At 70.9% G+C, this 13,761-nt stretch carries 12 protein-coding genes; 3 read left to right on the forward strand and 9 right to left on the reverse strand.

Features of this window, described 5'->3' with window-relative positions:
* Window positions 1-170 precede the first annotated feature (170 nt).
* Window positions 171-1,766 carry a recombinase family protein gene (locus ACFTWP_RS19575; protein WP_380265852.1) on the forward strand — a complete coding sequence of 532 codons (1,596 nt, stop codon included), beginning with the start codon at window positions 171-173 and terminating at the stop codon, window positions 1,764-1,766.
* A 48-nt stretch (window positions 1,767-1,814) separates the two neighbouring features.
* Here ACFTWP_RS19575 and ACFTWP_RS19580 read toward each other — a convergent pair whose 3' ends face one another.
* Both ACFTWP_RS19580 and ACFTWP_RS19585 read right to left on the reverse strand, forming a co-directional pair.
* Window positions 1,815-3,743 (reverse strand): TIGR03960 family B12-binding radical SAM protein, encoded by a 1,929-nt coding sequence (locus ACFTWP_RS19580; RefSeq protein ID WP_380265853.1) that lies wholly within the window; start codon window positions 3,741-3,743, stop codon window positions 1,815-1,817.
* A gap of 181 nt (window positions 3,744-3,924) precedes the next feature.
* A complete protein-coding gene (locus ACFTWP_RS19585) occupies window positions 3,925-4,938 on the reverse strand; it encodes a GDSL-type esterase/lipase family protein (protein ID WP_380265854.1) in 1,014 nt (337 codons plus the stop codon).
* Between the two features lie 97 nt (window positions 4,939-5,035).
* On the opposite strand from ACFTWP_RS19585, the gene ACFTWP_RS19590 reads away from it, so the two are divergent.
* Window positions 5,036-5,689: a nitroreductase family protein gene (locus ACFTWP_RS19590; protein WP_380265855.1), complete on the forward strand. Its 654-nt coding sequence runs from the start codon at window positions 5,036-5,038 to the stop codon at window positions 5,687-5,689.
* Window positions 5,690-5,885: 196 nt separating this feature from the next.
* Complete coding sequence (locus ACFTWP_RS19595; protein WP_380265856.1) at window positions 5,886-6,215, forward strand: ArsR/SmtB family transcription factor; 330 nt, start codon at window positions 5,886-5,888, stop codon at window positions 6,213-6,215.
* 46 nt (window positions 6,216-6,261) lie between these two features.
* Here ACFTWP_RS19595 and rodA read toward each other — a convergent pair whose 3' ends face one another.
* The 7 genes from rodA to ACFTWP_RS19630 all read right to left on the reverse strand — a co-directional run bounded on the left by rodA (window position 6,262) and on the right by ACFTWP_RS19630 (window position 13,760).
* Window positions 6,262-7,461 carry a rod shape-determining protein RodA gene (gene rodA / locus ACFTWP_RS19600; RefSeq protein ID WP_380265857.1) on the reverse strand — a complete coding sequence of 400 codons (1,200 nt, stop codon included), beginning with the start codon at window positions 7,459-7,461 and terminating at the stop codon, window positions 6,262-6,264.
* Complete coding sequence (gene mrdA / locus ACFTWP_RS19605; protein ID WP_380265858.1) at window positions 7,461-9,701, reverse strand: penicillin-binding protein 2; 2,241 nt, start codon at window positions 9,699-9,701, stop codon at window positions 7,461-7,463. Before mrdA ends, rodA begins: the two co-directional genes overlap by 1 nt.
* 72 nt (window positions 9,702-9,773) lie before the next feature.
* Complete coding sequence (gene mreD, locus ACFTWP_RS19610; protein WP_380265859.1) at window positions 9,774-10,421, reverse strand: rod shape-determining protein MreD; 648 nt, start codon at window positions 10,419-10,421, stop codon at window positions 9,774-9,776.
* Between the two features lie 2 nt (window positions 10,422-10,423).
* Window positions 10,424-11,362: a rod shape-determining protein MreC gene (mreC, locus tag ACFTWP_RS19615; protein ID WP_380265860.1), complete on the reverse strand. Its 939-nt coding sequence runs from the start codon at window positions 11,360-11,362 to the stop codon at window positions 10,424-10,426.
* A gap of 123 nt (window positions 11,363-11,485) precedes the next feature.
* Window positions 11,486-12,511 (reverse strand): rod shape-determining protein, encoded by a 1,026-nt coding sequence (locus tag ACFTWP_RS19620; protein ID WP_380265919.1) that lies wholly within the window; start codon window positions 12,509-12,511, stop codon window positions 11,486-11,488.
* 294 nt (window positions 12,512-12,805) lie between these two features.
* A complete protein-coding gene (gene ndk / locus ACFTWP_RS19625; protein WP_380265861.1) occupies window positions 12,806-13,219 on the reverse strand; it encodes a nucleoside-diphosphate kinase in 414 nt (137 codons plus the stop codon).
* A 178-nt stretch (window positions 13,220-13,397) separates the two neighbouring features.
* Window positions 13,398-13,760, reverse strand: coding sequence for a DUF4233 domain-containing protein (locus ACFTWP_RS19630; protein WP_380265862.1), 363 nt, complete (start codon window positions 13,758-13,760; stop codon window positions 13,398-13,400).
* Between the last annotated feature and the right edge of the window lies 1 nt (window position 13,761).

Raw genomic sequence — 13,761 nt, forward strand, 5'->3', positions numbered from 1 at the left:
CAGCCCGGCGCGCTCCGCGACGGTTTCGGGCCTGTGATCGTAGTGCAGAACTTGACGACCGTCAGCGGCAGCGGCTTCACACCGGTGAGGCCGATCCGGATCTCGGTGTGCATGTGTGCCATACCCGGACACACCCATAACCGACAAGGACCGGCGGCCGTTGGAGGGATATGCACGAGCAACCCAAGAACGAGGCAGGAATACGGACCGCCGTGACCCATTGGCGGGAGCCTGATCTGGCGCTGCTGGAGGAGTTGAACCGGAGGGACACGTCACTCCCGGACGATGCACCGCGGGCACTGCTGTCGATCAGGCTCTCGACCCTCACCGCCGAGAGCACGTCGCCGGTCCGACAGGAGCTCGACTTGCGCGTTCTCGCCCTGGAGCGGGGCTACCGCGTTGTCGGCGTTGCAAGCGACCTCAACGTGTCAGCGACCAAGGTTTCGCCCTGGAGACGTCGGGAGTTGGGGAGCTGGCTCAACGAACGTGCTCCCGACTTCGACGTACTTCTCTTCTGGAAGCTCGACCGCTTCGTCCGCCGCCTCAGCGACTTGAGTGTGATGATCGACTGGTGCCTGAGGCATCAGAAGAACCTCGTCTCCCGCCACGAGGCCATCGACCTCTCCACCCCGACGGGCATCGCGACGGCCGAGATCCTCGCCGGCGTGGCGGAGATCGAGGCCGCCGGAACCGGTACCCGTGTAGCCAGCCTCTGGAACTACACCAGGACCCAGGCGGACTGGCTCGTCGGAAAGCCGCCGTACGGTTACACAGCCGACGGTGGCGGCAAACTCGTCGTCGATGAGGGGGCCCGCCGTGTCCTGCGCTGGTGCCACGGCGCGGCCCTGCGCGGAGTGTCGGCTCGCCGCATGGCCACTGTGCTCACGCGGGCCCGCATACCCACTGGTGGCGGCGGGCGGTGGACCGCCAGTACCTTGCTGCACAGGCTGCGGAACCCGGCATTGCTCGGACTTCGCGTGACGGAGGACAAGACCGGTGGAGCCCGCCGGTCGAAGATTGTCCGCGGCAGGGACGGCAAGGTCGTCAGGGTTGCCGACGGAGTCTTCACGGAATCCGAGTGGCAGGCGCTCCAGACGGCTCTGGATTCACGCGCGAAGGCCCAACCGGCCAGGGCTCCTGGTGGCGCCACCCGGTTCCTGGGAGTTCTGGTGTGCGCGGACTGCGCCACCCATATGACAGTGCACCGGACCAGGGGCAAGCAGCGCACCTACGAGTACCTTCGCTGCCGGAACTGTCCGAGTGGCGGCCTGGGCGCACCGGATCCTGAGGTCATCTACCGTCGACTGTTCGACCAGGTCATGAGCGCCTTGGGTGAGGAGCCGGTCCGTGTCCGGGAGTATGTGGCGGGAGCAGACGGGCGAGAGCGGAGGAGAGCCCTCGAAGACGGCATCGCCGGATACATGGCCGAGCTGGAGCCATCGGGACGCTTCACCAGCAACGCCTTCGCCCGCGAGCAAGCGCAAAAACACCTGGACAGGTTGATCGCCCAGCTGAACGCACTCGGCCCGGAATCCGCAGAGGACCGATGGGTGCAGGTCGGAAACGGCGACACCTTTCGCAAGCGCTGGGAACGGGGCGGACGGGAAGAGATGGCCCGGGATCTGCGCCGCGCCGGGCTCGTCTGCCGGGTCCACCGGGCCAAGATCCCCAAGGCCAGGGCTCCCGAGGTCCTCCTGGAACTGGCCGTCCCCAAGGACGTGGCAGAGCGCCTGGTGGTCAAGGGCGACTCGTTCCCCGAGCCGTAACGGCAGGAGGCCGCCCCCTCGGACGACGGGGCGGCCTCCTGGCGCACGCTAGTTCTTGACCACGCTCAGCGGCAGAAGCTTCTGCCCCGTGGGCCCCACCTGGATGGAGGTTCCGAGCTGAGGGCACACGCCACAGTCGAAGCACGGCGTCCAGCGGCAGTCGTCGACCTCGACCTCCTCCAGGGCGTCCTGCCAGTCCTCCCAGAGCCAGTCCTTGTCGAGGCCGCTGTCCAGGTGGTCCCAGGGCAGCACCTCCTCGTAGGTGCGCTCGCGGGTGGTGTACCAGTCGACGTCGACGCCGGTGCCGGCCAGGCCCTTCTCGGCGGAGGCCATCCAGCGGTCGTAGCTGAAGTGCTCGCGCCAGCCGTCGAAGCGGCCGCCGTCCTCGTAGACGGCGCGGATCACGGCGCCGATGCGGCGGTCGCCGCGCGAGAGCAGGCCCTCGACGATGCCGGGCTTGCCGTCGTGGTAGCGGTAGCCGATGTTCTTGCCGTACTTGCGGTCGCCGCGGATCGAGTCGCGCAGCTTGGTCAGCCGGGCGTCGGTGTCCTCGGCGGAGAGCTGCGGGGCCCACTGGAAGGGGGTGTGCGGCTTGGGCACGAACCCGCCGATGGAGACGGTGCAGCGGATGTCGTTCTGGCCGGTGACCTCGCGGCCCTTCTGGATGACGTTCTTCGCCATCTCGCCGATCTGGAGCACGTCCTCGTCGGTCTCGGTGGGCAGGCCGCACATGAAGTACAGCTTCACCTGGCGCCAGCCGTTGCCGTAGGCGGTCGAGACGGTGCGGATCAGGTCCTCCTCCGACACCATCTTGTTGATCACCTTGCGGATGCGCTCGCTGCCGCCCTCGGGGGCGAAGGTGAGGCCCGAGCGGCGACCGTTGCGGGTCAGCTCGTTGGCGAGGTCGATGTTGAAGGCGTCGACGCGGGTGGAGGGCAGCGACAGCCCGATCTTGTCCTCGGTGTAGCGGTCGGCCAGGCCCTTGGCGATGTCGCCGATCTCGGTGTGGTCGGCGCTCGACAGCGAGAGCAGGCCGACCTCCTCGAAGCCGGTCGCCTTGAGTCCGCGCTCGACCATCTCGCCGATGCCGGTGATGCTTCGCTCCCGCACGGGGCGCGTGATCATGCCGGCCTGGCAGAAGCGGCACCCGCGGGTGCAGCCTCGGAAGATCTCGACGGACATCCGCTCGTGCACGGTCTCGGCGAGCGGGACGAGCGGCTGCTTGGGGTAGGGCCACTCGTCGAGGTCCATGACGGTGTGCTTGGACACCCGCCACGGCACGCCGGCCCGGTTGGGCACGACCCGCCCGATCCGGCCGTCCTGCAGGTACTCGACGTCGTAGAACCGCGGCACGTAGAACCCGCCGGTCTTCGCGAGGCGCAGCAGCACCTCGTCACGGCCGCCGGGGCGTCCCTCGGCCTTCCAGGCGCGGATGATCTCGGTCATGTCGAGGACGGCCTGCTCGCCGTCGCCGACGACGGCGCAGTCGATGAAGTCCGCGATCGGCTCGGGGTTGAAGGCCGCGTGGCCGCCGGCGAGGACGATCGGGTCGTCGAGGGTGCGGTCCTTGGCCTCCAGCGGGATGCCGGCGAGGTCGAGGGCGGTGAGCATGTTGGTGTAGCCGAGCTCGGTGGAGAAGGAGAGCCCGAACACGTCGAAGGCCTTGACCGGGCGGTGCGCGTCCACGGTGAACTGCGGCACGCGGTGCTCGCGCATCAGCGCTTCGAGGTCGGGCCAGACGCTGTAGGTCCGCTCGGCGAGCACGCCCTCGCGCTCGTTGAGCACCTCGTACAGGATCATGACGCCCTGGTTGGGGAGGCCGACCTCGTAGGCGTCGGGGTACATCAGCGCCCAGCGGACGTCGCAGGCGTCCCAGTCCTTGACGGTCGAGTTGAGCTCGCCGCCGACGTACTGGATCGGCTTCTGGACGTGCGGGAGGAGGGCCTCCAGGCGTGGGAAGACCGATTCGACAGTCATGTAACTAGGAACCCTTACGACAGGAACTGGGGTGACCCTCAAGGGTAGCCGAACCGCCGGGGCGTCCGGACGGGACGATCCCGCGCTCCCCGGCGGCCTCGCACTCCCGGGCCCCCGTGCCCGCGCCTCCCGTGCCCGCGTCCCCCCGCGCCGGCCGAGCGGCGGGCCCGGGCGTCGGGGGCTATCCTCCGAGCGGGATCGCCCGGAGGAACGGTGTCACCCGGCGGGCGAGTTGGTGCTCCCCCTCGGGCGTGGGGTGCAGTCCGTCCGCGTAGAGGTCGTCGGCGTCGGTGACCGGCAGGACGGCGAGACCGTCCACCAGGTGCAGTCGCTCGTCCCCGAGGCGCTGGAGCACCCGGACGGCGTCGGCGGTCAGTCGCCGGATCCCGGCCAGGGTGACGCCGGCGGTGTTCACGACCTGTTCGCGGTCCACCGAGGGCAGGGCGGTGATCACGGCGATCGCGGTGTCCGGCTGCCCGTCCCTGACGGTCTCCACGAAGCCGCAGAGCGCGGATCCCCAGCTGCGGGCGGTGAACACGCTGCGGATGTACGCGTTGGTGCCGATCTCCAGGGTGATCAGGTCGGCGGGGGTGTCGCGGACGGCGCGGGCGACCACCGGGTCGAGGTAGGCCTCGCCGGCGAAGCCGAGGTTGCGCAGCCGCCAGCCCTCCCGGCCGGCGATCAGGGCGGTCCAGCTCTCCGAGGGGCCGGCCGGGAACATCGCGTGGGTGAGCGAGCTGCCGTACGCGATCCAGCGCGGGCCGGTGCGCGCGACCGGCTCCAGGGCGCGGTGGCCCGGGAGGTCGACGGAGCGCAGGCGGGTCTCGCTCAGGTGCGGGAGCCAGACCTCGACCTCACGGACCGCCCCGCCGGGCCGCAGCGGCAGGACGAGGCGTTGCGGGCCGCCGGCGAGGTGGGTGCGGTGCAGCAGTTCGCCGTCCCGCCGGACGTCGAGGGGCGCGGGGCCGGCTTCGGCGTCCAGCTCCAGGACGAGTTCGGGGGCGTCGGTGCGGACGGCGAAGCGGGCGCCGGCCGGTAGTCGGGCGAGCCGCGCGAAGTTGGCGGACAGCGCGGTCGCGATCCGCTGCTGGGGGATGCGCAGCGGCAGCAGGCCGGCCGGGCCGGGCTCCCAGCCACTGATGCCGTCCCAGGAGAGCCGGGGGTCGTCGGGGTGCACGGCGTCACGCCCTTCCAAGGCTGGTTCCAATGTTCTATGGTTCTCGAACAATAGAAAATGCACAACGCCTCACGCAAGCACGATTTCTGACGCACGCTCACCAGGAGACGGCCTCATGACACGCCCGGACCTGTCCGTCGACGACCTGCTCACCACCACGCGCGCGGTGCGCCGGCGGCTCGACCTCGACCGCCCGGTGGCGCGTGAACTGATCGAGGAATGCCTGGAGTTGGCGATCCAGGCACCCACCGGCCGGAACCGGCAGCGGTGGGACTTCGTGATCGTCACCGACCCGGCCCGGCGGGCCCTGCTCGCCGACCTCTACCGTCGGGGTCTGGTCAGCCCCCGCCAGCGGGTCGCCGGCACGGGCGTCGACCGGACCCTGCACGACACGGCCCGCCGGCTCCGACTGGCCGACAGCGCCCAGCACCTGTTCGACCACCTGCACGAGGTGCCGGTGCTGGTGGTGCCCTGCGTGCGGGTCGAGGACCGGCAGGAGACCGCGACGCACGTCGGCCAGGCCAACACCTGGGGGTCGATCCTGCCGGCCGTCTGGCAGTTCATGCTCGCCGCGCGCTCACGCGGCCTGGGCACCGCCTGGACCACCCCGCACCTGCACTACGAGCGCGAGGCGGCCGAACTCCTCGGCATCCCCTACGAGACCACCGTGCAGGCCGCACTGGTGCCGCTGGCCCACACCATCGGCACCGACTTCCGACGGGGGCCCAGGGTCGCCGCCGGGCGGATCGCGCACTGGGACTCCTGGTAGCGGCGGGCATGGCGGCGGCGGGCATGGTGGCGGCGGGCGTGGTGGCGGCGGGCGTGGTGGCGGGCGCCCCGAGGGGCACCGGGCCCGCGCCGTAGAATCGCCGTCGCCGGCCGGCCGCCGCCCCGGCGGCCCGCAGCAGGACGCCCGCAGCAGGAGACCCGGAGGTGGCGGGGCCGGGGCAGGACAGGAGACCGCAGTGCGCATCCCGAGCCATCCCGCCCGCCAGGACATCCAGCTCGCCGGACTCTTCCACGCCCTGAGCGACCCGGTCCGGCTGGCCATCGTGGCGCAGCTGGGCGCGGCCGGCGAGCGGTACTGCAGCGAGCTGGACGTCCGGCTCTCCAAGTCGACGCTCTCGCACCACCTCAAGGTCCTGCGCGAGGCCGGGGTGACCTGGACCAGGATCGAGGGCACCAGGCGGCTGATGGCGCTCCGCCGGGAGGACCTGGACGCCCTCTTCCCCGGCCTGCTGCCGGCCGTCCTGGACGCCGCGACGCCGACGGCCGGCGCCGCCGGCCGGGCCTAGGCAAGAGGCCCCGCAGCAGCACCGCCGGCCGGGTGGGAGCCGGGGTTCAGACCCCTATCGGCCGCTGGCTGTGCACCGCCTGCATCAGCCCGATCGCGACCCAGACGGCGAACATCGACGAACCGCCGTAGCTGACGAACGGCAGCGGGATGCCGGCGACCGGCATGATGCCCAGGCACATCCCGATGTTCTCGAAGGCCTGGAAGGCGAACCAGGCGACGACGCCGGCGACCACGATGGTGCCGTAGAGGTCGGTCGCGTGCCGGGCGATCCGGCAGGCCCGCCAGAGCACCACGCCGAGCAGCAGCAGTATCGCGGCGGCGCCGAGGAAGCCGAGTTCCTCGCCGGCCACCGTGAACACGAAGTCGGTCTGCTGCTCGGGGACGAACTGGCCGGTGGTCTGGGTGCCGTGGAACAGCCCCTTGCCGGTGAGTCCGCCGGAGCCGATCGCGATCCGGGCCTGGGCGGTGTTGTAGCCCACGCCGGACGGGTCCAGTGCGGGGTTGGCGAAGGCGGCGAAGCGGTCGATCTGGTACTTGCTCAGCACGCCGAGCTTCCAGATCGCGACGCAGCCGCCGATGCCGGCCAGCAGCAGTCCGAACGTCCAGCGGTTGGCCGCGCCGGAGGCCAGCAGGATGCCCAGCACGATGACGGCCATCACCATCACCGACCCGGCGTCCGGCATCAGCATCACGATCGCCATCGGGACGGTCGCCGCGACGAGGGCCTGGAAGACGCTGCGGTCCCCCGGGAACTCGCGGTCGCCGGCGTCCACCCGGGCGGACATGACCACGGCCATCCCGAGCACGATCGCCAGCTTGGCGAACTCGGCCGGCTGCATCGAGAAGCCGCCGCCGAACTGGATCCAGGAGTGCTGCCCGTTGATGGTGGAGCCCAGCGGGCTGAGCGTGGCCACCAGCATCAGCATCACGGCGACGTAGACGAACGGCACCAGCGTGCGGAACCGCCGACTCCCTATGCCGATCACCACCGCGCACAGGGCGAGGCCGATCACCAGGTTGGTGAGGTGGCGGTAGAGGAAGTACTGCGGGTCGCCGTGGGTGAGGTTGTCGCGGCCCCGGGTGGCCGACCAGACCAGCAGGGCGCTGCCCAGCGACAGCACCAGCGCGGCCAGTATCAGTATCCAGTCGAGCTTGCGCAGCGGGGAGTCCTTGGCGAGTGCCTTGGAGACCGCCCCGCGCTGCGGGGAGAGCCGGATCTGGCGGTACGAGCCGTAGGAGGTCATCACCGGCCCCTTCCGGAGCTGCCGTTCCAGGTGCTGCGGGTCGGTTCGAGCGCGGGGCCCGCCGCCGTCCAGTACGCGGGGCCGCCGGTGGGCTGCGCCGGGTCCGCGAAGGCGGGGTGCTCGTAGGTGTACGCGGCGGGCTTGACGATGGCGGTGCCGTCGGGGCCGAACTTGGGCAGTTCGGCCTGCGGCTTGGTCAGCAGTGCCTTGCCGGTGTCGACGTTGCCCTTGTCGTCCACGCCGTACAGCGCCTGGTAGATGCGCCGGACGGCGTCGCCGGAGCCGCCGGAGCCGGTGCCGCCCTGGCTCATCGTCATCACGATCGCGTAGTCGCGGCTGTAGGTGGTCAGGTACGAGGTGGTCTGCTTGCCCTCGACCTCGGCGGTGCCGGTCTTGGCGTGCAGCTCGATCTTGCCCTGCGGCCAGCCGGCGCCGGTGAACTTCCAGGCGGCGGTACCGGTGGCGACGACGCCGGCGGTGGCCTGGTCGATGTACTCCAGGGTCTTGGCCTCGGTCGGCAGCTTGCCGTCCTCGTGCGGGGCGATCTCGCGGACGAGGTCGCCGCCCGGGCTCATCACGGCCTTGCCGATGGTCGGGCGGTAGAGCGTGCCGCCGTTGGCGAGGGCGGAGTAGATCCGAGCCATCTGGAGCGGGGTGACCAGGGTGTCGCCCTGCCCGATCGCGTAGTTGACGGCGTCACCGGCACGCAGCACGTTGCCGTCGACGCAGTTCTCCTTGGCGATCAGGTCGCTGTACTCCTTGCCGCCCTTCTCGGCCTGCCGGCACCACGCGTCCTTGTTGTTGTCGTAGAAGGACTGCTTCCACTGGCGGTCGGGCACCCGGCCGGGGGCCTCGGCCGGCAGGTCGATGCCGGTCTTGGCGCCGAGGCCGAACTGGTGGGCGGTCTTGAAGAACCAGTCGCCCGGGTCCTTCTTCGGCTTGATGCCGCCGTCCTTCATCCACTGGTCGTAGGCGAGACCGTAGAACACGGTGTCGCAGGAGACCTCCAGGGCGCGTTCCAGGGTGATCGAGCCGTAGCCCTGGCTCTCGTAGTTCTTGAACTCGCGTCCGCCGATGGTCAGGCTGCTCGGGCAGGGGTAGTTGCCGGTGAGCGAGTAGCCGGCCTGGGCGGCGGCGGCGGTGGAGACCACCTTGAAGGTGGAGCCGGGTGCGGACTGACCCTGTATGGCCCGGTTCAGCAGCGGGAAGTTGGAGTCCTTGCTGGTCAGGGCCTGGTAGTCCTTGCCGGAGATGCCGCCCGTCCAGAGGTTGGGGTCGTAGGACGGCGCGCTGGCCATCGCGACGATGCGCCCGGTGTGCACGTCCATCACGACCGCGGCGCCGGAGTCGGCCTCGTAGTTGCGGTTGGAGTTCTTGTCGAAGACCTTGCGGGCGTCCGCCATGGCCTGCAGCAGGTTGTCCTCGGTGACCTTCTGGACCCGGGCGTCGATGCTGGTGACCAGGTTGTTGCCGGGCTGCGACTCGACCGTCCCGGCGGTGCCGATCACCCGGCCGAGGTTGTCGACCTCCAGGCTGGTGATGCCGGCGGTGCCGCGCAGGTCGCCGTCGTACACCGACTCCAGGCCGGCCCGGCCGATCTGGTCGGCCGGCAGGTAGCGGTCCCGGCCGCTCTTGTCGGCGCTCTTGGTGACCTCGTCGTCGGTGACCGGGGAGAGGTAGCCGAGCACCTGGGCCGCGTTGGCCCCCTCGACGCCGGTGTAGTGGCGGACGGCGGTGGGCTGCGCGGTCACGCCGGGGAAGTCCTCGCGGCGTTCCATTATCTGCATGGCCTGCTGGGTGGTGGCTTCCTTGGTGACCGGGATCGGCTGGTAGGGAGAACCGTTCCAGCAGGGCTGCGGCGTCTTGGCGTCGCAGAGCCGGACCTTCTCCTGGAGGTCCTTGGCCGGCATGCCGAGCACCTCGGCGAGCCGGCCGAGCACGCCCTTGCCGCCGTCCTTCTGCTGGAGCAGCGAGGTGCGGCTGACCGAGACCACCAGCCGGGCCTCGTTGGCGGCAAGGATGCGGCCCGAGGCGTCCAGGATCTCGCCCCGCACGGCCGGCTCCACCACCTCGCGGATGTGGTTTCCGGTCGCCTTGGCGGTGTACTCGCTGGCGCTGCGGATCTGCAGGTACCAGAGCCGCCCGCCGAGGGTGGCGAGCAGGGACAACACCAGGATCTGCAGGACCACCAGACGGATCGTCACCCGCCGGGTTCGTCCGGTCTCGGGGATGTTGCTCACGTCGCGTGCGCTCCAGAGGGCGAGGGTTCGGGCGGTGGTTCGACGAGCCGCGCGGGCTCGCGTCGGGGCGGGCTACGGGCGCTTGGCCAGGCCCAGGCCGCGCTTCTTCTTGCCGTACGAGGGGCCGGCGGAGGCCTCCCGGGTGGTGCGGTAGCGCGTGAGCGTGCCCAGGTTCGCGCCGTTGCCGGCGCTGTCGCCGTTCGCCGCCGCCACCGGGTCGTGCTCGAAGCGGCGGGCGACCAGCATCACCACGGGCACCACGAAGGGGGCCAGCAGCAGGTCGTAGATCACGGCGCTGACGACCAGGCCGGTCAGGCCGACGTGCCGGGCCGCGGTGTCGCCGACCAGGGCGCCGACCATCGCGTACAGCAGGGTGGAGACGACCGCGGCCCCGGCCACCACCAGCAGCGCGCCGCCGACCGAGCGCTGGCGTCCGTGCTCGCCGCGCAGCAGCCCGGCGGCGTACCCCATCAGGCACAGGACGAGCGCGTAGCGGCCGATCGCGTGGTCGGACGGCGGGGCGAGGTCGGCCAGCAGACCGGCCGCGAAACCGACCAGGCAGCCGCCGGTCGGGCCGTACACCATGGCGAGGCCGATCACCACGAGCAGCAGGACGTCGGGGGTGGCACCGGGCAGCTGGAGCCGGCCGAACACGCTGACCTGGAGGACCAGGCCGAGCAGGATCAGGACGGCGGAGACCGGGATCCGGGTGAGACGCATGGTCAGTTCCCCCCTGCGGGACTGGCGGGCGGAGCGGCGGCGGCCGGGGCCGCGGGCGCGGCGGGTGCCTGGGCGGCGGCGCCGGCGGGCGGCAGGACGGCGTCACGGGGGTCGGTGCGCGGCGGAACCACCACCACGCCGACCAGGTCCAGCCGGGTGAACTGGACGTACGGCTCGACCAGCACGGTCTTGGTGAGCTGGCCCGGGGTCGCCTCGACCTCCACCACCTTGCCGATCGGCACGCCGGGGACGAACGGGCGCCCGCTCTGCGATCCGAAGGTGACCATCCGGTCGCCCTCCTTGACCTGGGCCCGGCCGTTCAGCAGCGAGACCCTCATCGGGCCGGTGCCCTGACCGGAGGCGAAGCCGATCTCGCCGCTGCCCTCCAGCCGGGCGCCGGCGCTGAAGCCGGGGTCGGAGGCGAGCAGCACGGTGGCGGTGGTCGGTGCGACGGTGGTGATCCGGCCGACGAGGCCCTGGCCGTTGATCACCGTCATGTCGCGGGTGAGGCCGTCGTCACTGCCGGCGTCGACGGTGATGGTCCAGGAGAAGCCCTGGGCCGGCCCGATCGCGATGACCTGGGCGGCCTTGACGGTGTATCCACCGGCACCGGCCGTCCGGAGCATGTCGTCCAGTTGCTTGGTGCGACCGGCGGCGGCGTCGGAGGAGGCCAGCTTCTGCCTCAGTTCGGTGTTGTCCTGGTTGAGCTGGTCGGTGCGGCCCCGGTGGGTGGCGGCCTCCCGGAACGCGCGGACGGTGTCCGCGACCGGGTCGACCGCCGAGGCCGCGCCCCGCTCGACCGGTCCGAGGACTCCGGCGGCGGCCCGCCGGGCGCCGCCCAGCGGGGAGCTCTCGCCGCCCTTGATGTCCACGGTGATCAGTGCGAAGGCGACGGCCACCAGCAGGATGAGCAACAAGCGGCTCTCTCGTGTGTCCCTCACGGTGCTGGAGCTGCCCCTTCGTCCGAGTCCTGGTGCCGGCCCCCACCGGGCTGTGGGCTGGTGAGGGCCCTTCAGTTGAAAGACCGTCCGTGTCAGGGACGTCCGTGTACGGCTGGTGGTTGCTCAGCGCCGCGGCTGGGCGTCGAGCACCTGCTGGAGCGCCTCGAACTCCTCGACGCACTTGCCGGCGCCGAGCGCCACCGAGTCGAGCGGGTTCTCCGCGATGTGGATGGGCATGCCGGTCTCACGGCGCAGCCGCTCGTCCATGCCGCGCAGCAGGGCGCCGCCGCCGGTGAGCACGATGCCGCGGTCCATCACGTCGCCGGCGAGCTCCGGCGGGCACTGGTCGAGGGTGGTCTTGACGGCGTCGATGATGGAGTTCACCGGCTCGTCGATGGCCTCGCGCACCTCGGCCGCGGAGATCACCACGGTCTTGGGCAGGCCGCTGACCAGGTCCCGGCCGCGGATCTCGGCGTGCTCGTCCTTCTCGCCCTCCAGCGCGAAGGCGGAGCCGATGCTCATCTTGATCTGTTCGGCGCTGCGCTCACCGAGCAGGAGCGAGTACTCCTTCTTGATGTGCTGCACGATCGCGTTGTCCAGTTCGTCGCCGGCCACCCGGATCGACTGCGCCGTGACGATCCCGCCGAGCGAGATGACCGCGACCTCGGTGGTGCCGCCGCCGATGTCCACCACCATGTTGCCGGTGGCCTCGTGGACGGGCAGGCCCGCACCGATCGCGGCCGCCATCGGCTCCTCGATGATGTGCACCTGGCGGGCACCGGCCTGCGAGCTGGCCTCGATCACGGCGCGGCGCTCCACTCCGGTGATGCCCGACGGGACGCAGACCACGACCCGGGGGCGGGCCAGGTAGCGGCGCCGGTGGATCTTGAGGATGAAGTAGCGGAGCATCCGCTCGGTGATCTCGAAGTCGGCGATCACGCCGTCCTTGAGCGGGCGGATGGCGACGATGTTGCCGGGGGTCCGGCCGATCATCTTCTTGGCCTCGGAGCCGACCGCGAGGATGCCGCCGGTGTTGGTGTTGACGGCGACCACGGAAGGCTCGTTGAGGACGATCCCCTTGCCCCTGACGTACACCAGCGTGTTGGCAGTGCCGAGGTCGATCGCCATGTCACGGCCGATGAACGACAGGTTGTTGGCCATGGGGTTGGTGTGCCTTCCCGGGCTCGGAGTCAATGGCGGGGAGTGGACCGATCGCGCACGCCCGTGACAGGGCGGACACCAGCTGAGCAGCCGTACCGGGCCCATGAGTTGTGTCCATCGTAGCCACGACCGCCGGGGTGGACGGAGGTGGACGGGATAGCACCCATTGTCGGGGCCGTGATCGCTTCTACGAGGATTGGGACGCCGTGTCGGAGCCCGGAGTTCCGTATTTGAGGATAAGAATGCCCCGGCCGGCTCAAGGGTGGCCGGCCGGGGCCCCGCTCACGCGTGCGAGGGGAAGAAGATCTTGATCTCGCGCTCGGCGGAGGTCTCCGAGTCGGAGGCGTGGATCAGGTTCTCGCGGGTGATGGTGGCGAAGTCGCCGCGGATCGTGCCCGGGCCGGCCTGCAGCGGGTCGGTCGCACCGGCCAGCGCGCGGATGCCCGGGACGACGTTCTCGCCCTGGACGATCAGCGCGATCGAGGGGCCGGAGGTCATGAACTCCAGCAGCGGCTCGTAGAACGGGCGGCCGACGTGCTCCTCGTAGTGCTGCTCCAGCGTCGCCCGGTCGAAGGTCCGCAGCTCGACGGCGGCGAGCTGCCAGCCGGCCTTCCGCTCGATGCGGCTGATGATCTCGCCGGCCAGGCCGCGCTTCACGGCGTCGGGCTTGAGCAGGACGAGAGTGCGCTGGGACACGGTGCGGCTCCAGGAGAATCGGTTCGGCATGGTGTAGGCGGGCTCACCCGAAAGGTTACCTTGCGTGAGCGGCGCAGCTCATCGGCCCGCCCCCGCTGACCCGCCCGGGGCGGACCGGCCCCGACCCGCGGGGGCGCCGATGATCGGGACGGCGCCCGCGGCGATCGCGGGCGCGGCGTCAGGCTACTACTGCCGCCCCGGCACTCCCCGCGGCCTGCGCCTCCCGGGCGGCCTTGATCTCGTCGATCCGCCGGCCGTAGTGCACCGAGCACCACCAGAGGGCGGCGAAGACGAGGCCGAGGCCGAACATCGTCGGGAGCAGGAAACCGCTGGCGACCAGGCCGATCTGCAGCGCCCAGCCGACCGCCACCGCGCCGGGGCGGGTGATCATGCCGCAGAGCAGGACGCAGAGCACCATCGCTATGGCGCTGACCGTCCAGATGGTGGCACCGGAGACGTCGGTGAGCCGGGTGGCCACGAGTCCGGCGAACATGATCAGCAGTACCTCGCCGATCAGCGTCGAGGAACAGAGCGTCCTCATG

It is taken from the genome of Kitasatospora sp. NPDC057015 (genome assembly GCF_042673745.1).
GTDB lineage: Bacteria > Actinomycetota > Actinomycetes > Streptomycetales > Streptomycetaceae > Kitasatospora.

Excerpts from the sequence above, each read along its gene's own strand:
- ACFTWP_RS19575 (WP_380265852.1), top strand. The coding sequence starts at position 171 with ATGCACGAGCAACCCAAGAACGAGGCAGGAATACGGACCGCCGTGACC.
- ACFTWP_RS19580 (WP_380265853.1), bottom strand. The coding sequence starts at position 3,743 with ATGACTGTCGAATCGGTCTTCCCACGCCTGGAGGCCCTCCTCCCGCAC.
- ACFTWP_RS19590 (WP_380265855.1), top strand. The coding sequence starts at position 5,036 with ATGACACGCCCGGACCTGTCCGTCGACGACCTGCTCACCACCACGCGC.
- rodA (WP_380265857.1), bottom strand. The coding sequence starts at position 7,461 with ATGACCTCCTACGGCTCGTACCGCCAGATCCGGCTCTCCCCGCAGCGC.
- mreD (WP_380265859.1), bottom strand. The coding sequence starts at position 10,421 with ATGCGTCTCACCCGGATCCCGGTCTCCGCCGTCCTGATCCTGCTCGGC.
- ACFTWP_RS19630 (WP_380265862.1), bottom strand. The coding sequence starts at position 13,760 with ATGAGGACGCTCTGTTCCTCGACGCTGATCGGCGAGGTACTGCTGATC.